The organism is Pantoea sp. CTOTU50773 (assembly GCF_032082325.1).
Lineage (GTDB): Bacteria > Pseudomonadota > Gammaproteobacteria > Enterobacterales > Enterobacteriaceae > Pantoea > Pantoea communis.
The window spans coordinates 1-19,007 of record NZ_DAMDQC010000051.1 but is presented as its reverse complement, the minus strand read 5'-3'; the positions used below and the strand labels follow the sequence as shown (position 1 = coordinate 19,007).

Annotated in this window: 17 protein-coding genes; 6 read left to right on the top strand and 11 right to left on the bottom strand. The window is 51.5% G+C overall.

The genetic code is table 11. The features are described 5' to 3' along the window. Positions 1–43: 43 nt before the first annotated feature. Together fumA and RT340_RS10435 are read right to left on the bottom strand one after the other, a co-directional pair. Positions 44–1,687 (bottom strand): class I fumarate hydratase FumA, encoded by a 1,644-nt coding sequence (gene fumA / locus RT340_RS10440; protein ID WP_097119217.1) that lies wholly within the window; start codon positions 1,685–1,687, stop codon positions 44–46. Between the two features lie 164 nt (positions 1,688–1,851). Further along, the gene (locus tag RT340_RS10435) at positions 1,852–3,363 is read right to left on the bottom strand and encodes an anion permease (protein WP_211727808.1); all 1,512 of its coding nucleotides are present in this window, start codon (positions 3,361–3,363) and stop codon (positions 1,852–1,854) included. Between the two features lie 606 nt (positions 3,364–3,969). Between RT340_RS10435 and RT340_RS10430 the strand changes: the two genes are divergently transcribed. Continuing rightward, positions 3,970–6,750, top strand: coding sequence for a flavocytochrome c (locus tag RT340_RS10430; RefSeq protein WP_097119218.1), 2,781 nt, complete (start codon positions 3,970–3,972; stop codon positions 6,748–6,750). A 133-nt stretch (positions 6,751–6,883) separates the two neighbouring features. Then, positions 6,884–7,843, top strand: coding sequence for an FAD:protein FMN transferase (locus RT340_RS10425; RefSeq protein ID WP_313375793.1), 960 nt, complete (start codon positions 6,884–6,886; stop codon positions 7,841–7,843). Here RT340_RS10425 and dcuR read toward each other — a convergent pair. The 4 genes from dcuR to RT340_RS10405 all read right to left on the bottom strand — a co-directional run bounded on the left by dcuR (position 7,837) and on the right by RT340_RS10405 (position 11,482). Further along, complete coding sequence (gene dcuR / locus RT340_RS10420; RefSeq protein ID WP_034821922.1) at positions 7,837–8,556, bottom strand: two-component system response regulator DcuR; 720 nt, start codon at positions 8,554–8,556, stop codon at positions 7,837–7,839. The two genes, RT340_RS10425 and dcuR, sit on opposite strands and share 7 nt — an antisense overlap. Beyond that, positions 8,553–10,184 carry a sensor histidine kinase gene (locus RT340_RS10415; RefSeq protein ID WP_034821920.1) on the bottom strand — a complete coding sequence of 544 codons (1,632 nt, stop codon included), beginning with the start codon at positions 10,182–10,184 and terminating at the stop codon, positions 8,553–8,555. Before RT340_RS10415 ends, dcuR begins: the two co-directional genes overlap by 4 nt. Before the next feature lie 130 nt (positions 10,185–10,314). Further along, a complete protein-coding gene (msrA, locus tag RT340_RS10410) occupies positions 10,315–10,851 on the bottom strand; it encodes a peptide-methionine (S)-S-oxide reductase MsrA (protein ID WP_211727809.1) in 537 nt (178 codons plus the stop codon). 64 nt (positions 10,852–10,915) lie between these two features. Next, positions 10,916–11,482, bottom strand: a complete 567-nt coding sequence (locus RT340_RS10405) for a flavin reductase family protein (protein WP_034821914.1) — start codon at positions 11,480–11,482, stop codon at positions 10,916–10,918. Between the two features lie 107 nt (positions 11,483–11,589). Between RT340_RS10405 and RT340_RS10400 the strand changes: the two genes are divergently transcribed. Then, positions 11,590–12,093: an ATP-binding protein gene (locus RT340_RS10400; protein ID WP_313375782.1), complete on the top strand. Its 504-nt coding sequence runs from the start codon at positions 11,590–11,592 to the stop codon at positions 12,091–12,093. Between the two features lie 561 nt (positions 12,094–12,654). On the opposite strand, the gene RT340_RS10395 is transcribed toward RT340_RS10400, so the two are convergent. Further along, positions 12,655–13,047 (bottom strand): VOC family protein, encoded by a 393-nt coding sequence (locus tag RT340_RS10395; protein WP_313375780.1) that lies wholly within the window; start codon positions 13,045–13,047, stop codon positions 12,655–12,657. A gap of 302 nt (positions 13,048–13,349) precedes the next feature. On the opposite strand from RT340_RS10395, the gene RT340_RS10390 reads away from it, so the two are divergent. Further along, positions 13,350–14,129, top strand: coding sequence for a hypothetical protein (locus RT340_RS10390; protein ID WP_313375778.1), 780 nt, complete (start codon positions 13,350–13,352; stop codon positions 14,127–14,129). Positions 14,130–14,315: 186 nt separating this feature from the next. Here RT340_RS10390 and RT340_RS10385 read toward each other — a convergent pair whose 3' ends face one another. The 4 genes from RT340_RS10385 to alaE form a co-directional block, all read right to left on the bottom strand. Then, complete coding sequence (locus tag RT340_RS10385) at positions 14,316–15,056, bottom strand: SDR family oxidoreductase (RefSeq protein WP_058959698.1); 741 nt, start codon at positions 15,054–15,056, stop codon at positions 14,316–14,318. Positions 15,057–15,448: 392 nt separating this feature from the next. Continuing rightward, the gene (locus tag RT340_RS10380; protein WP_034821897.1) at positions 15,449–15,733 is read right to left on the bottom strand and encodes a biofilm development regulator YmgB/AriR family protein; all 285 of its coding nucleotides are present in this window, start codon (positions 15,731–15,733) and stop codon (positions 15,449–15,451) included. Positions 15,734–16,213: 480 nt separating this feature from the next. Further along, a complete protein-coding gene (locus RT340_RS10375; protein ID WP_313375774.1) occupies positions 16,214–16,474 on the bottom strand; it encodes a hypothetical protein in 261 nt (86 codons plus the stop codon). Between the two features lie 320 nt (positions 16,475–16,794). Continuing rightward, entirely contained in the window at positions 16,795–17,232 is a 438-nt protein-coding gene (gene alaE, locus RT340_RS10370) for an L-alanine exporter AlaE (RefSeq protein ID WP_313375772.1), read from the bottom strand. Positions 17,233–17,491: 259 nt separating this feature from the next. On the opposite strand from alaE, the gene umuD reads away from it, so the two are divergent. Together umuD and umuC are read left to right on the top strand one after the other, a co-directional pair. After that, positions 17,492–17,914 (top strand): translesion error-prone DNA polymerase V autoproteolytic subunit, encoded by a 423-nt coding sequence (gene umuD, locus RT340_RS10365; RefSeq protein WP_034821888.1) that lies wholly within the window; start codon positions 17,492–17,494, stop codon positions 17,912–17,914. Beyond that, positions 17,914–19,007 (top strand): translesion error-prone DNA polymerase V subunit UmuC (gene umuC / locus RT340_RS10360; protein ID WP_313375769.1); only part of this gene is annotated, 1,094 nt, incomplete at its 3' end. The genes umuD and umuC, both read left to right, overlap by 1 nt.

Here is a 19,007-nt window from a genome sequence, read left to right as displayed (position 1 = left end):
AGCCATAAGCCGCGGATTTTTAGTTTTAGCACGGCTAAAAGCCTTACTTCACGCAGGCAGAACACTGATTGTGGATCTGCTGGAAGAAGTCGTTGCCTTTGTCATCCACCAGGATAAACGCCGGGAAGTTCTCCACTTCAATCTTCCAGATGGCTTCCATTCCCAGTTCCGCGTACTCCACGCACTCCAGACTCTTAATACTCTGCTGCGCCAGCACCGCTGCCGGGCCGCCGATGCTGCCGAGATAGAAGCCGCCGTGTTTATGGCAGGCATCAGTCACCTGTTTGCTGCGGTTGCCTTTTGCCAGCATCACCATGCTGCCGCCGTGTTCCTGCAGCAGGTCAACGTAGGAGTCCATACGACCGGCAGTAGTTGGGCCAAGTGAACCGGATGCATAACCTTCCGGGGTTTTCGCCGGGCCCGCGTAGTACACCGGATGATCTTTGATGTACTGCGGCAAACCTTCGCCGTTATCAATACGCTCTTTCAGCTTGGCGTGGGCAATATCACGCGCCACGATAATGGTGCCGTTCAGCGACAGGCGGGTTGCCACGGGATAGGATGACAGCTGCGCCAGAATGTCACTCATCGGGCGGTTAAGATCGACATTCACCACTTCGCCTTCGCCCTGCTGACGCAGTTCTTCCGGGATATAGCGGCCTGGGTTATCTTCCAGTTTTTCGATCCAGATGCCTTCGCGGTTGATCTTGGCTTTGATATTACGGTCAGCCGAGCAGGACACACCCATGCCAACGGGGCAAGACGCGCCATGACGCGGCAGACGCACCACGCGAATGTCGTGGGCGAAGTATTTACCGCCGAACTGTGCGCCGAGGCCCAGCTCTTGTGAGGCTTTCAGCAGTTCCTGCTCCAATGCCACGTCACGGAATGCCTGACCGTGTTCGTTACCTTCGGTCGGCAGTGAATCGTAGTAGTGGGTGGAAGCCAGCTTGACGGTTTTCAGCGTGCTTTCTGCTGAGGTACCGCCAATCACAAACGCGATATGGTACGGCGGGCAGGCGGCAGTGCCAAGTGACATCATCTTATCAACCAGATAATTCTTCAGCTTGGCCGGGGTGATCAGCGCTTTGGTTTCCTGATATAGATAGGTTTTGTTGGCAGAACCGCCGCCTTTGGCGATGCACAGGAATTTGTACTCGTCGCCATCCACGCTGTAGAGGTCGATCTGCGCCGGCAGGTTAGTGCCAGTATTGACCTCTTTGTACATATCCAGCGCGGCGTTCTGCGAGTAACGCAGGTTGTCTTCAATAAAGGTGTTATAGACGCCTTGTGACAGCGCGGCTTCGTCGCCACCGCCAGTCCAGACGCGCTGGCCTTTTTTGCCCATGATGATTGCCGTGCCGGTGTCCTGGCAGGTCGGCAACACACCTTTGGCAGCAATTTCCGAGTTACGCAGGAACTGCAGGGCAACGTATTTGTCGTTCTTGCTGGCTTCGTCATCGGCCAGAATCGCGGCAACCTGCGCCTGATGCGAGGCGCGCAGCATGAATGAAGCATCATGGAATGCCTGCTTCGCCAGCAGCGTCAGGGCTTTCGGATCGACTTTCAACACCTCTTCGCCATCGAAGTTGGCTACTGAGACGTAATCGCGGCTCAGCAGATAGTATTCGGTATCATCTTTGGCGAGAGGAAAGGGATTCTGATAATAGAAGGGTTTGTTCGACATGTTGGCTCACTTAGCTTCGTGTCGCCTGTCAGAGTGGCAGGTGACAAATTAGGCGATCTGTTTTTTGATTTTCTCTCGCCAGCCCTCCGTAAGGACTGACTGGCGAGCATCATAACACTTTCACGGTACTGCGCGGCTCCGATTTTAACATCGGAGCAACATCATCAGAACATCATCACCATCCATGGGTAGGCGATAACCATCAGAGCAATCAGGAAGATGGCACCAAAGATGGTACCGAGACGCCAGTAATCTTTGGTTGGCAGGTAGCCGCTACCGTAATAAATCGGGCTTGGGCCGGTGCCGTACGGGGTGATGATACCCATCACACCTAAGGACACACACATCATCAGGCAGAACACTGGCATATTGATACCCGGAATCGAAGCGGCAATGGTCAGCATCGCTGGCAACAGCGCAGTTGTGTGCGCAGTGGTACTGGCGAACAGGTAGTGCAGTAAGTAGAAGGCCACCAGCAACACCACCGCCGAGACTTGTGGGTCATAGCCGTGCAGCAGCTGCGCACCTTCTTTACCCAGCCAGGCGATAAAGCCCACACGTGCCAGACCATCTGCCAGGGCGACCAGCGTGGCGAACCAGGCAAAGGTATTCCATGCCGCTTTGTTGCTGGTGATATCGTTCCAGTTGAGTACACCGGTCCACAGCATCAACACGATAACCAGCAGGGCGGCCATCGCCGGTTCAATCCATGCGGCAGCGAAGATCCACATCATCAGTGCTGAGACCACAAACACCAGCAGCAGGATTTCATTGCGTGACAGCTTGCCAAGCTTCGCCAGTTCAGCGGTCGCCCAACGTGGCACTTCGTCATTAACCTTCACTTCCGGCGGATAGAGCCAGTACGCCAGCAGCGGCATGGTGAGAATCAACAGCACGCCGAGCGGCAGGAAGGCGAGGAACCACATACCCCAGGAGATTTCGAAGCCCACCACGCTTTTTACCAGCGCCAGCGCCAGCAGGTTCGGTGCCAGTGCAGAGAGGAACATTGAACTGGTGATACAGGCGGCGGTGATAGCCACCCACATCAGGTAAGAACCAATCTTACGTGCGCTCGGGTCATTCGGTTTGGAACCGTACAGCGGCGGCAGGTTGGCGATGATCGGGTAGATGGTACCGCCGCTGCGCGCGGTGTTAGAAGGCGTAAACGGTGCCAGTAACAGGTCCGCGAAGGTGATGGCGTAACCGAGCGTCAGGCTGCGACGGCCGAGATACTTCACCAGAATCAGCGCCAGGCGGCGTCCGAACTGGGTTTTATCGTAGCCGGCGGCAAACATAAAGGCACCGAAGATCAGCCAGACGGTGGAGTTGCCGAAGCCACTCACTGCCCATTTGAACGACTGTGCGGCGGTTTTGAACTTGGGATCCGCCAGTTCGGCCGGGCTGAACAGCACCCACTGGCTGAACAGCGCTATCACCACCACGCCAGTCAGGCCGATAACGGCACCGGGCAGCGGCTCAAAGATCAGCCCGACAATCACGCCAACGAAGATAGCAAAGAAGTGCCATGCGTAAGGTTCCAGCCCGGCAGGGGTCGGGACCAACAGCAACAGCACCGCCACAATGATCGGCAGGCACAACATAATCAGGCGATTCTTTTTCCCCGGCGCCGCAGGAGGCACTATGGGGGAGGCACTCTGGGTTGTTTGTGTGTTCATAGTTTTGTCTGCAAGTTAGGAAGAATGCGATTGATTGTCACGAACACACTGTTCTTTTGGTTTCAACATGCGTGCAGCAGATGAGTCGTGACAATTTAAATTTTGTTCTTTGATGAAACTTTGCTTTGCAAATTCGATACGCGAATTATCAATTGAATGCAGCTAAGATGCGATTAATTAAAATATCTCCTTTGATCTAGATCAATAAAAAATATGCACTGTTTTTTAATTTTTATCTTTTGCTTTTTATTTAACTTTCTGTCTGCTGTGGATTAAACGCTACAAACTATCGAAACGCGAAAAATCGAGCAAAATGAGGCGGGTTGGAGGCTTTTATCTTTATGATAGTACTACATTTGTTTTAAATGTAAGGAAAAAGTTGATTTTTGTCAAGTCTTGGTTAAAACTTATCGGAGCGCTAATTCCAGCAATGAGCATCAAATATCATTTCTAAACGTAAAACTTATATAACTAACAATCTGGGTTATGTAACTAAATAAAATGGTATATTTATGCCATGAAATCGGACCACTTAAATAATTATAAAGCCGCGCCGAACCGCCAAAGAATTGAATACACAATTTCTTAATTCTGGAGTTGCTCATTATGAATAAGCTCACCCCAATCCTTAACCCGCTAACGCTGCCAAAAGGTGCGGTGCTGAAAAACCGTCTGGTGATGGCCCCGATGACCACCTGTACCGGCTATTTTGATGGCGGTGTCACCAGCGATTTGGTCGAGTACTACCGCGTACGTGCGGGCAGTATCGGTACGGTGATTGTCGAATGCTGCTTTATTGATAACCGTGGCCCGGCTTTCCCTGGCGCGTTGGGTATCGACAGCGACAACAAAATTGCCGGGCTGGCGAAAATCGCCCATGCGATAAAATCTGAAGGTTCAAAAGCCATTCTGCAGATTTACCACGGTGGCCGCATGGTTGAGCCGGCGCTGATTGGCGGTAAAACCCCTGTTGCACCGAGCGCCATTGCCGCACCGCGTGACGGTGCCACCAAACCGCAAGCGCTGACCGCCGAAGAAGTCGATGTGATGATCACCAAGTTTGGTGATGCGGTAAACCGCGCGATCAAAGCCGGTTTTGACGGTGTTGAGATCCACGGCGCGAACACCTATTTGATCCAGCAGTTCTACTCACCTAACTCTAACCAGCGCGACGACAAATGGGGCGGCAGCCGCGATAACCGCGCACGCTTCCCAATGGAAGTGCTGGAGATCACCCATAAAATGGCCGATCGCTTTGCGGCGGCTGACTTCATCATCGGTTATCGCTTCTCACCGGAAGAGCTGGAAGTTCCCGGCATCCGTTGGGATGACACCATGTATCTGCTGGAAAAACTGGCGGCGCGCGGTCTGGATTACGTGCACTTCTCCGTCGGACAGCTGCTGCGTCCATCGATTGTCGATACCAAAGATCCCACGCCCCTGATCACCAAATACCTGGCCGAACGCTCTGCCACGCTGGCGAAAGTGCCGGTGATTGGCGTCGGCGGTGTGGTGAATAAAGAAGATGCCGAGAATGCGCTGGAGCACGGCTTTGATTTGGTGGCGGTCGGTAAAGCCTGCATCGCCTATCCGGACTGGGCCGATCGCATCATCAAAAACGAGCACATGGAACTCTACATCGACAGCACCAAGCGTGAGGCGCTGACGATTCCAGAACCGCTGTGGCGCTTCTCGCTGGTGGATGCGATGATCCGTGACGTCAGCGATGGCCATCGTAAATACAAAGCCGGGGTTTACCAGGCGAAAGTGGAAGCCGAAGCGCTGAAGCTGAAAATCAACGTCACCCTCGACACCGACCGTATCACTGATATCTCACTGGTGCCGGATCCCAGCCTGGATGTCGACTTTACCAGTACCTTTGAAAGCCTGCGTGAACGCATTCTGGTGGCGAACAGCCCGCACGTCGATGCCATCACCGGTGCGACCACACAGAGTGAGGCGCTGAAAAAAGCGGTCTCCCGCGCACTGACCACCTCCAGTAAAGAGTATGTGATTGAAGAGGGCGGTAACCCGAACGCACCGGTCAATTATGACGTGGTAGTGGTGGGCACGGGCGGTGCCGGTCTGGCGGCGGCGATTCAGGCGCACGATGACGGCGCACGCGTGGTGATCATCGAGAAGATGCCGACCATTGGCGGTAACACCATCAAAGCCTCGGTGGGCATGAACGCCGCCGAAACCCGCTATCAGAAACTGAAAGGCATCGAAGACAGCAAAGAGCTGTTCTACGAAGAGACGCTGAAGGGCGGTAAATTCAAAAACAACCCGGTGCTGCTGCGCGAGTTTGTTGAGCAGGCGCCGGAAGCGATTGAGTGGCTGGCGGCGAAAAATATCGAGTTGTGCGACATCACCATCACTGGCGGCATGAGCATCGACCGCACGCACCGCCCGGAAGATCGTTCTGCCGTCGGTGGCTTCCTGATCAGCGGTCTGGTGAAAAACGTCAACCAGCGTGAAATCGAAGTGCTGCTGGAGACCTCAGTTTCAGAGATCCTGGTGGAAAACGGTGCCGTTACCGGCGTCAAAGTGGTGGATGAGTACAATGACAGCCGCATTCTTAATGCGAAAAGCGTGATTGTCGCCACCGGCGGTTTCAGTGCTAACCGCGAAATGGTGGTGAAATACCGTCCGGAGTTGGATGGCTTCGTTACCACCAACCACAAAGGTGCCACCGGTAGCGGTATCGCCATGTTGCAAAAAATCGGTGCGGATACCGTGGATATGGGCGAGATCCAGATTCACCCAACGGTTGAGCAGACTACGTCTTATCTGATCTCCGAAGCGATGCGTGGCGGCGGGGCGATTCTGGTCAGCCAGGCGGGTAAGCGTTTCTACAATGAGATGGAAACCCGTGACAAAGTCTCTGCTGAGATCATCGCACTGCCAGAGAAAAGCGCATGGATCGTGTTTGATGAGCAGGTGCGTGCTAATAACAAAGCGGCCGATGAATATATCGCCAAAGGCTTTGTGATTAGCGCACCAACCCCGCACGAGCTGGCGGTCAAACTCAACATGGATCAGGAAGCGCTGCAAACCACACTCGGCCGTTATAACGAGTTCGTGGCGAAGCAGGATGATGAAGACTTCGGTCGTAAGACGGCGCTGCGTCACCCGCTGAATAAAGGTCCGTACTTCGCCATCCGTATCGCCCCAGGGGTGCACCACACTATGGGCGGCGTCACCATCAACACCGATACTGCGGTGCTGGATGCGCAGAAACAGGTAATTCCCGGAGCCTGGGCTGCTGGTGAAGTGGTCGGCGGTATCCACGGTGCGAACCGTATCGGCGGTAATGCAGTAGCGGATATCATCATCTTCGGTATCAAGGCCGGTCACAATGCGGCTAAACTGGCGTTAGGAAATTAATTAACGTTAATTACCCAAAATATTGCGTACCAGAGTAAAGCGTTAAGGGTGAATCCCAATGACTGGCAGCGGTCGGTCATTGGGTTATCGACACAACCTACTGGCGCGCAGTATGGCGGGTAAACGAGGCTCTATGACCGAAGGCGTCTACTCCTACTCTGCTGTTCTGATGGGTTTGCCCATTCTGCTCAAACTCTTCGACGATAACCCCACCTTAGCCCGTCAGGTCTTTCAACTTATCAAGCAGCAGGAAAACCTGTTCACCGTCAATCGTGCCGAATCCGAAGTGATGTCGATCAACCAGGCAGCGGGACGCCATGCAGTGCGCGTCAGTGAGGCGGTGTTCCGACTGATCAGCGTGGCACACGCCGTCAGTGTGTCACCCGGCAGCGCATTCAACTTCACCATCGGTCCGGTGGTCAAACGCTGGAAGATTGGTTTTCAGGGGCGTGCCGTGCCTCCCGCCAATGAGATTGCCGCACTGTTGCCGCTCACCGATCCACATCAGGTGATCCTCAACGAAGAAGAGCGTTCGGTGTTCCTGCAACAGCCGGGCATGGAGATCGATCTCGGGGCCATCGCCAAAGGGTATATCGCGGATGTGGTGCAGGCGTTTTTACGCCAACAGGGCGTGCCGCAGGCGCTGATCAATCTTGGCGGCAATGTGCAGACGCTCGGCGCGCCACCGCACGAGCCACAAGGCTGGAGCATTGGCCTGAAAAAGCCGTTTGGGCGTGAGGATGAACTGCTGGGCGTGCTGCAAGTGCAGGGCAAATCGGTGGTGACATCGGGAATTTACGAGCGCTATTTCGAATTGGACGGCAAGTGCTGGCACCATATCTTCGATCCCCACACCGGCTATCCGCTGGACAACGAGTTACTGAGCGTGACGGTGATTTCCGACCGCTCACTGGATGGCGACATCTACACCACACTGCTGTACGGCATGGGCGTGGAGCAGGGGCTGGCTTATCTGGCCGACCAGCCCGATCTGGATGCGGTGTTTGTGACGCGCGATCGGCAAATCATCTGCTCTTCACCGCGCCACTTTCAGTTCCAGCAGCGCGATGTCGACTGGCAGCTGCGTTACTGACAGTATTGCTGCAACAGCGAATGGTATTCCGGCTGTAAACGATAGCGATACACCGGACGGCCGGTGGCGCCGTAATGAATGCTGGTGAACAGAATATTAATCTGCGCCAGCCAGATCAGATATTTACGGCACGACACGCGCGAAATATTCACTTCCGCCGCCAGCTCATCGGTGGAGAACTCATGGCCGGGATGGGCATCAATCCACTGACACAAGGTGCGCAGCGTCTGCGGCGTTAAACCCTTCGGCAGGCGCTTGTTGTCATGCTGCGTGGCCGGGTTACCATGGATCAACAGATCGACATCAGACTGCTGATAGTAGTGCTGATTATCCATCAACGACTTCTTCTGCCGCCAGCTGGTGAGCGCCTCTTCAAAACGCGGGAACTGGAACGGCTTGATCAGATAATCCACCACGCCGTAGTGCAGCGAAGTTTTGATGTTTTCGGCATCGGCAGCGGATGAAATGATGATCACTTCCACCGAACTCTGGGCTTTGCGCAGTTCCGGCAACAGATCGAGGCCATTTTCTTGCTGCATGTAGATATCCAGCAGCACCAAATCAATCGGGGTGTCGCTGTTGAACAGAATCTCTTTGGCCTGCTTCAGGGTCGAAGCGGTTCCACAGCAGTGGAAGCCCTGAACCTGACCGATAAAAGAACGGTTCAGCTCAGCGACCATGGCGTCATCATCGACCACTAACACATTGATCATGCGGATTGGTTTCCTCCATCCCAGGGAAGTTGTACTAAAAATTGGGTAAATACGCCGGGTTCTGACTCAACGGTCACGCCGCCACCGAGGTTTTCCGTTTGCTGTTTCAGCAGGAACAGGCCCACACCACGGTTCTCTCCTTTGGTGGAGAACCCTTTATCAAAAATTGTCGCCAGATTGGCCGGCTCAATGCCGGGACCATCGTCACTCACTTCGCACGCCAGCCAGCCGTTCTGATAGTGCAGCATCACGTGGATCTCGCCTTCGGTCTGCTCGCTGAGCGCATCGATGGCGTTCTCCACCAGATTACCGACCACGGTGATCAGGGCCGCCATCTGGTCTTCGTTACCGCTGTCGGGCACATAGCTGGCATCGCTGATGGTCAGGCGATGACCGCAATCCGAAGCGCGATTGATCTTGCTCAGCAGGAAACCGGCAATCACCGGTGACTTGATGCGATCAAGCAAATAGCCAATCTCAGTCTGGTAATTATTGGCGGTTTTCAAAATATACGCTTCCACCTGCGCATAGTTTTTCATGTGCAGCAGGCCGAGGATCACGTGCAGCTTGTTCATGAACTCGTGCGAGCGCTCCCGCAACGCATCGACGTAGTTTACCATGCCCGTCAGACGCTGCATCAGTCGGCTGATTTCGGTCTTGTCCCTGAAAGTACAGACCGCGCCAATAATGCGTCCCTGGCTGCGTACCGGCACCGTATTGCACAACAACAAGCGACCATTCACATTCAGCTCTTCATCACGACGCGCACGGCCGCTGTGCAGCACATCTCGCAGGTGTTGGTTGATCACCGAGGCATCATCAATGCCCTCGTTATCAATCATACCGCTGGACGACGGCTCATTAAGCAGGGTGCGCGCGGCCTGATTCACCAGCGTCACCTGCGCCTGATCGTCCATCGCCACCACGCCCTCTTTGACCGAGTTGAGAATTGCCTGACGCTGCTCAAACAGAGTGGAAATCTCGTAGGGTTCGAGGCCGAATAAGATGCGTTTCAGCACGCGCACCAGCACCAGGGTGCCAATCGCGCCTGCCAGCGTACCAATCAGAATGGTCCAGATAATGCTCCAGCGGCTTTCGTTGATCTGATCGGTCACGGCATCAAGGGAAATACCGATCGCCACTACGCCGATCTGCCGATCCTCCGCGTTATACACCGGGGTAAACACGCGCAGCGCTTTTGCCAGAGAACCTTTGTTCACCGAGACGTTTTCATGGCCGCGCAGGGCGGGCCCAATGTCTTCGCCGATAAAGTGCTTGCCGACCAGTTCCGGATTGCGATGAGAATAGCGGATACCGTCCATATTGGTGACGGTAATAAACAGCAGATTGTTGCTCTCTTCCACGGCTTTCGCGATGGGTTGAATATTGGCATTGGCCACCGGTTGCGTCAGCGCCTGCTGAATCTCCGGCGATCTTGCCAGCGTGCGGGCCACCGCCATGGCTTTATCTTCTAACTGGGCACGGGTTGAAGCACCAATCTGGAAGAAATAGAACATGTGCACACTCAGCAGCACCAGCACGATCACCGCGCTGAGCATCAGCGTCACCAGCGTGTTGAGTTTCATGGGCCGCTTGCGCGCGGGGATTGCGGGTTGAGGCGTGGTCATCATCGCTCCCTGAAGAGAAGAGGGCGCTATTATGACGCTTTAATGCAAAAAGGTCGTCATAAATGACGACCTTTGATGGTGATAAGCAGACTGGATGCGGCGTGCAGAGGCCGCATCTTAGGGGGCTGGATTAGCCCTGCTTCACGCGGTTGGCAAAGCTCTTACGCAGCTTCTGCAGTTTCGGTGGAATCACCGCCATGCAGTAGCCGTTAAGCTGGCCGGCGCCATCCCAGTAATCCTGATGATAATCTTCTGCCGGATACCACTCTTTCAGCGGCTCGATGGTGGTCACCACCGGCACGTTGAGATCGGCTTGCGCACGCGCAATGGCGGCAATCGCTTCGGCTTCCTGGTCTGGATTCGCCGGGAAGATCGCTGAACGATACTGGGTACCGACGTCGTTGCCCTGACGGTTCAGCTGCGTTGGATCGTGCGTCGCAAAGCTGATATCCAGCAGGTCGCCATATTTCACCTGCTCGGGATCGAAACCGACGCGGATCGCTTCGGCGTGGCCGGTGGCACCGCTGCACACCTGCTCATAGGTTGGGTTCGGGCGCTCCCCGCCGGTATACCCACTTTCGACTGACTCCACGCCAATCACATCTTTGAACACTGCTTCGGTACACCAGAAACAGCCACCGGCGATCACCGCATATTCGGTTGCCATTGTTATTACTCCTGTCAGGTCGAAAGCGTTACTGTGAGGGCGCTCGAAAGCGAATTCAAGCCGCTTAAATTAACATTTCTGGCTTAAAATCATGGTGCTTGTCGAGCACGCTATTGCTCATTACGGTAAAACGTCCTTCGCCAGTGTAGTGCAGCGTCGGCGGAAATTCCGGTTTATCGGCGACATGCGCTTTGACGATTTCGAAAATAAAGAAGCCGTAGTTATTCACCATCGAATCGTCATACAGCTGACACTCAAAGCTGGCGAAGCACTCATCGATCAGCGGCGCATTCACCACTTTTGCCGGTTCTGGCGTGAGGTGAAAGGCATCGAACTTATCGAGGCGATCGCCATGGCAGTTACCAATCGCCACCACGCTATCCACCAAATCCGCCGAGGGGATGTTAATCACGCATTGTCCGCTTTGCCGAATCAGCTCATGACTGTAGTTGCCGTTGGCGATCATGCAGCCGACCAATGACGGCGAGAACTCCAGAATGGTGTGCCAGCCGAGCGTCATGATGTCGTGGTGATCTTCAAATTGCGAACTCAGCAACACCACCGGACCAGGTTCCAGATACTTCCGCGCCTTGCTGACCGGAAAGTCGATTTTATGCAGGCGTTGACTCATCATGCGTCTCCTTATTTTTTGCAGAGATAGCGTAAGTGTAGATGCCAGGCTTTACTGGACCGGCATTTAACGGCATGGTAGAGCGTCATTTTATCTGGAGCTGGCTAATGGAATCTGCGTCTGTGTCCACATCTCGTCCTGTTTTGCATCTGCTGTGCGGTAAAATCGCTGCCGGAAAATCCACGCTGGCACATCAACTGGCCCAACAAACTGGCGCGGTGATTATCAGCGAAGACGCCTGGCTGGCACATTTGTTCGCCGAAGAGATGCAGGATGTTGCGGACTACGTGCGTTGTGCGGGCAAGCTACGTAATGCGATGACGCCACACCTAATCGCACTGTTACAGCGAGGTGTGTCAGTGGTGCTGGATTTCCCGGCGAACACCGTCGGCCAACGTCAGTGGATGAAGGCGGTGATCCAGAGTGCACAGGTGGAACATCAGCTGCACTTTATCGATGTGCCCGATGCGGTGTGTAAAAGCCGTTTGCATGCGCGCAACGCAGAAGGTGAGCATGACTTTGCGGCCACCGATACGCAGTTCGAGGTGATCAGCAGCTACTTCGTCGCACCGCATGCGGATGAAGGGTTTAATGTGGTAGTGCACGGTTAAGAATGACGATGACTGGATTGATATTTGTTCCAGTCATCTAATATTGGCCCCTCAAAGCTTCCGGCTATTTATTGAGATGATTGATGATTCTTTTGAGGGTGTTGTAGGGGCCTTCCAGCGTGATGTCATTACCATCGTTACTTATATAAATACGCTGAGATTTGAATCTTCTGTATTTCGCTATCTGCAGCTCATAATAACCTTGCTCAGTTTGCTGGTAATGGTATTTCTCCAGAACTGAATCCAGGTCGCTTTGGCGAATGGGGGTCTTAAATTTAAGCCACGCATATTAGTAAGCCAAAAGCTTGCTGCAAGCCCGCATAGCATACCGGTAAAGCCGCCGGTGATATTAACATGAGTTAATTGGGGTAATAGCCATTTGATCACGGCTGAAAAGAATAGGCCGATGAGAATGAAAAACGCGATTCTGAAACTGTCCTTTTGCCATTGCTTTATCAGGCTAAGGCGATGAAGCGAATAGTGAAATTTCAATTTTTGACTCCGTTCAAAATGTTAATCCGTTATTGATTGTAGCGTTATCCGTTCCTTGATGGCGAATCGTTATCCCGTGTTTTCCAATATCTGTTTTGCCTGTGTATATTCCCAGGACGTTATTTCAATCTTGTTGCCACTGAGATCGCTGAAGTAAAGAGACATAGAGACATCGTGATCACTGACGGTAAAGGCGATTTTTTTGCACTTGAGAATAGATAACAGTTCGAGAAACGCGGATGCCTGCACGGCAAAAGCCATGGTATGGCCTGGGTGTTGGGATTTTCTAAGGAAGAGGGAAAGTGATGCGCCATCATTACTGATGACCAGCGGCCCTCCTTGTTCAAACCAGAAGTACAGGGAGCTATCGCGGGTGAAGCCAAGGATTTCCTGATACCAGTGTTCTGCTTTCTCGATATCGTCAACGTAGACGTGGATGTGGTCGATTTTGGTTATGTTCATATGGCTCGATCCTTATTTGTGCTTTGGAGATGTTTGCTGAAGAATTTGCGAGATACAACTGTCTGAGCACAGCACAACAAGGGATTTACCATAATGCTTGGGAGTATTTGTGATAACTATGCCAGCCATCAGCATGAGGCGGATTGGAGAGGGGGGACCGTTATGAGCGTGAAGCAGACAGCCACACTAAGTGTTTAAATAAGCTCCTGGATTATGGTTAACCCATCAGTTAAGTTTGTTTCCGACCTGTCGATCTCTCCCTGACAGGGGCGTTTATTTCTAAAATATGTTAAGGATAATTCATGAGTAATGGAGCACAATCATTTTCTAGTCAATTGCTAATTGCCATAATTTCTATATCTTTAGGATCATTTCTTTTTGCTGGAATTTTAGAAAACTACAAAAAAGACCAAGGTCTTCAAGAGGAACTCATAAAGGATTACTTCAGGCCAATGAGGGAATTACAAAGTTCTTGTTCATCTTCACACAATGAACTTTTTCTAAAGTATGGGGAGTTGTCTGGATCTTATCAGCTTATGTCTAATGAGATAGTACATATGACTGTGACCCCTGATTCGAAATTAGGCCAATATTATGAAGCTCTTCAGATGTCTATTATTAAAGCAAACGTGGAGTTAAAAAAGGGAGTTGAAGACCTTGAAATAACGGTAAAGAAATGCAAGACCGATTTATTTCTCAAGTATGAAGAGCTTTCATTAGTTACTGGGTCATATCCTGAATTTATGGGGTTGTCCAAAAAATATACAGATGCGATTAATTCCATCTATTCAGAAAGACAAAAAAAAGCCAAGGAGAATACAAAAAACTTAGAACCTAATCAGTTAATTCCCCTAATGCGGAAGTTTATTGCTATGGACGAATCTATCGACGCAAATAAATCCATGCTTGTCAGTGAAATGGAGAGGATGTCCAAACTAACATCTCAGCATAATTTAATAATGGCAGAGTATGAGGAGTTAATATTTAAAAAAGATTATGATTTATTTCTAAGTCTTCATGATTTGTATGCAATAAAAATCAGTAAAAAGTATTCAGATGGATTTATCAGTTGGGTGTTTTAAAATATGATAACTCATCAACCACCACTCTTACTGTGAAGAAAGCGTAAACCTGTGACGGTCATTAATGTGTTAGGTAATGTCTGCTTCTTACACGGAGCAGACCTGCAGCTGGGCGAGAACCACTATGAGAGAACTGCAGACTGTATTGAATCTACTCAATAGATTTCATCATTCCTTATAGACGCATCAGTAATGTACTAGCCCGCCGTCTACAGCATACTGACTGCCAGTAACATAGGATGCGTCATCGGACAGGAGGAAGAGTGCAACCGCAGCGGCTTCTTCTGCTGTGCCTGCGCGACCTAAAGGAACCTGGCTTACCACGAAATCTTCAAACTGCTGTCGCGACTCCTCTGGCATAAAGTGCCTGAAATTAGTTTCAATTGGGCCTGGCACTAAAGTGTTGGCGCGAATGCCACGTTCCGCCAGCGCAGATGCCCAGCTTTTGACCATGGCGATAACGGCACCTTTCGTCGCTGCATACAGGCTTGTCATAGCCGCACCTTCGTAAGTTGAAGAGGACGAAGTAACCAGAACGGATGCACCTGAATTAAGTGATTTTGATAGGGCGGCAAGCTGTAGCATCGGGCCGCGCACATTTGCGTTCATCATACGATTAAAAGAATCCGCCGTTACAGATTCCGGAGAACTGACCTCCGCGAAGCCAGCATTGAGCCATAATCCATCAAGTGAACCCCAATCGCTAATAGCTTCCTTTAGCGTATTGATGTCAACTTCGCTTGCAGAGTCACTTTTCAAAATAAGCGATGTTTTAGGCAGCAGAGTACGGGCGCGTTCCAGTCTTTCTTCACTGAGCCCTGTAATAGCTACATCACCACCCTCAGCGATAATGCGCAGCGCGCCTGCCAGTCCCATGCCACTTGTACCACCAGTGATCAGTATACGTTTACCCTGAAACCTGCCCATGCTTAGTCCTTTTTTTGGCGGAGGAATGAGCATTTACCTTACGTAAACAGAACACTGTTCGTCATCCATTTCATTACGCAACTAAGGCATTGCTGATTGAACTACAGCTTCTGGTACGGAATGGACCAACTGGCGAGATGTCAGGTCGGCTTTCAGCGTGAAGCAGATCTTGTCTTTCCGGCGCGAACAGCGTCGAAATTTGCAGGCGCCTAATATGACCTCACTAAATAAGGTGACAGAAAATCCTCCACTTCGTGTTTGTCGATACCTGGCGTATAGCTGATACCTGCATTCTTTAAAATATTGAGTGCTTACCGTCTGTTTCCTTGATGTGGGGCTTCTGTCGCAACAATATCAATGGCCGAGGATGTGCTTAGCCTTCATAAACACTGTTACCAGTTGAAGTATGCCCAGCGTTCCGCTTCACCGGGAGTCATCCCGACCACGATTTTTAGGGCGTTGAGTAACAGATCGATTTGCACGGGATCAGAGGCCTTCTGCACTTCAGTGATCAATTGCAAAATCACGGCACCGTTGGTGACTCTCATGCCACGTTGGGTGATTTCACCTGCGGCTGCTTCAATCACAACGGTTTCAGCAGTGGCTTTGTCGCGAAGCGCATCTAAGTGAAGGAAAGACTTCGCGCTATTGGTTGACTGTTGTGCGCTCTGATACATGATTTTATCCCTTATGTCCGCTACTCAAACGTCATTATGGTCAGGCTGTAACGTATAAAAATCGCAATCTATTAGTAGAGTGCGGATTTTGTACAGGGTGGCATTTCGAGTGATATCGAAACCACATGTGAAATAAATTTAGCGCATTTTGTCAAAATTGGGAGGGCGGTTATCACCAAAAAACGTTCTGGCATCGTCGATAAATCTTACCAGAACAATTTATGCTCAAAGGCATCTTCGATGTTTGCGGTTTGTTATGCGGGGATGTTTTACGTGGAGTGTATTATCAGCTTATGCCTGATAACTCAGTAGCTTCGCCAGTGGTGTAGCGAAAGACTGATTCTGGCAACTCATTTTGAGAGTGTCGTCCCTGACAGTGTCTCCGGCCGGTATACGCTTACGCGTAACCGATGAGGTCATCCGCTTCGTCGTCTTCCGGCCGGAACCGGATTACGTCCTTTGGCTTCAGTTCATTAATCGTTAATTCAGTTCATTATTCAGGCTAACTAAGGTTTGCAAATAAGGTATTTGCTCCTCGGCGACTGAAGATGACTCAAAGCTCATTAACCAGTTTCTGGCTTTAGCGATTTGAGTCAAGCGGTCAATATTATTCTCTGATTTAGACATCAAACCAAGCTGTGAAAAAAGGTTTGCAACACTGATTTCCTTTCGACATAAAGCAAGGCTTAATGCGGCTTCACCAATGATAATATGGCTTTTTTCATAATCTTGAAATAACAATGAAAATCCTCCATCAGATCGAATTAATGACAACCTCAATTTAAACTTAGAAGCTATTTTCAATATTGCATTACGACTCGTCTTAATAATGTCATGGTGTGGATTTTCATGATCAATAAAAGCGAAGGCTTTAAATATTCAATCTGGTGTTTCCATCATGCGGAACGGGGGGAATTTTTAATACAGCGTGAGGCACGGGCTTTAATGATTTTATAAAAAATGGATTATTTATGTGGGAAAAGTGCCTGTTCATCAAAAGGTTAACACACCCTTTCACAGGCTATTCGAATCATTTTTGTTCGCTTCCGCTAGAGAATCATTTAGCTATCCAACGACATCGGCTTCTCCCCACCCGGCGGCAAACCAAACAACCCCCGCACCCAATTTAGAAACGCGCCATAAGGCCTTCCCAAACACAGCATCATCAACGCAGCACCGAGCGTACCGCGCACTAATCCACTACCCGATGCACCGCTAAAAGCAATGATTGCTGCATAGATCGGCACCTGAAAACTCACCAGCGCGACACTGTCCCACAGCAGTTTCGAAACCCGGCCCGATCCCGCACGCTGCATTACCCAATCGCGCCACAAGCCATAAGGGCGGGCAACCGGCACCATCAAAACGGCACCAATCAAACGGGCATGCAGGACCTGATCCCACGCCATGCCGGCGATCCATCGTTCATTAATCATGCCCGTCGTGGTGAAAAATAAAATCAGTGCAGTGGTATCCGCAATAAAGGCCGTTCGGCGCATGCGCTGGTCTTGAGGTTGAGGCAAAGTGCATTTCCTATATGAAGTCGTGAGAAAAACAGTCGTTCAACTTTGTAGCGAACCCTCATTTCACCCTAGCCCAAAACCACCGCAGCACATCCATCTCACCGTCAAAACCCGCCAAAACTAAATCTCCTTTCCTGCCAACTGCTTTGCACCATCCCGAAGGATCCCGCTTGATCAAACTGCCCGACATAGTAATACTGTTTTTATATACAGTATATTCTTGAAGGCCATCATTATGGTGTTTTATCAACCGGCGGAACTCCGCGCCATCCTTAGTTTGCCCTTGTTTATCAGTCGTGTGCCGTGTGGTTTCCCGTCACCGGCGCAGGATTACGTTGAGCAACGTATTGACCTCAATGATCTCTGCGTCACGCATCCCAGCGCCACTTACTTCATCAAAGTCAGCGGTGACTCGATGATTGAGGGCGGAATCAGTGATGGCGATATGCTGATCGTCGATAGTGCTGTAGAACCCGAGCAGGGTGATGTGGTGGTGGCTGCTATCGCGGGGGAATTCACGGTGAAGCAGCTGATGCTGAAGCCTTGCTTGCACCTCAAACCGATGAATGCGGCGCACGCCATCATTCCCATTCCCGACCCGGATCAGTTTGAGATTTTCGGTGTCGTTAAACATGTCATCAAGACGCTGAGACGGTAATGTTTGCGCTGGTGGATGTGAACTCATTCTATGCCTCGTGTGAGACGGTATTCAGGCCGGATCTCAAAGGCAAGCCGGTGATTGTGTTAAGCAACAACGATGGCTGCGTCATCGCACGTTCGGCCGAGGCCAAGAAGCTGGATATCGGCATGGGCGGCCCCTATTTTAAAATCAAAGATGTGTTGCGTCGCCATAACGTGCATGTGTTCAGCTCTAACTATGCGCTCTACGCCGACATGAGTCTGCGCGTGATGACGATACTGGAAGAGATGGCGCCCGCCGTTGAGATCTACTCCATCGATGAAGCGTTTATGAACCTGACGGGCGTGCGGAATTGCCGCGTGCTGGAAGAGTTCGGACGGGAAATCCAGCAGCGGGTGAAACGCGAAACGCATCTGGCGGTGGGGGTGGGGATCGCGCCCACCAAAACCCTCGCCAAGCTGGCTAACCATGCCGCTAAGAAATGGAGCAAAACCGGCGGCGTGCTGGATCTCTCCAACCTTGAGCGGCAAAAGAAGTTAATGGCGTTAGTCGATGTGGCGGATGTGTGGGGCGTAGGGCGTCGTATCAGCAAGAAGCTGAATGCCATGGGCATCAATACCGCGCTGGATTTATCGGAGCAGAGCACCTGGGTGATCCGTAAGCACTTCAATGTGGTACTGGAGCGCACCGTGCGCGAGCTGCGCGGTGAGCCCTGTCTCGAACTGGAAGAGTTTGCGCCCGTGAAGCAGCAGATTGTCTGCTCACGCTCGTTTGCGGGACGTATCACGGAGTACGCCGATATGCGTGAAGCGGTGTGCAACTATGCCGTGCGCGCCGCCGAAAAATTGCGTGGCGAACGGCAGTATTGTCGACAGATCGGCGTGTTTATTCGCACCAGCCCGCATGCGGAGGGTGAAATCTTTTACGGTAATCAGGCGATCATTAAAGTACTAACGCCCACCAATGACAGCCGCGATATTATCCGCGTGGCCACCGAGGCGCTGGATCGCATCTGGCGGGAAGGGTGCCGCTATATGAAAGCGGGGGTAATGTTAGGTGACTTCTTCAGTCAGGGTGTGGCGCAGCTCAATTTGTTTGATGACATCCAGCC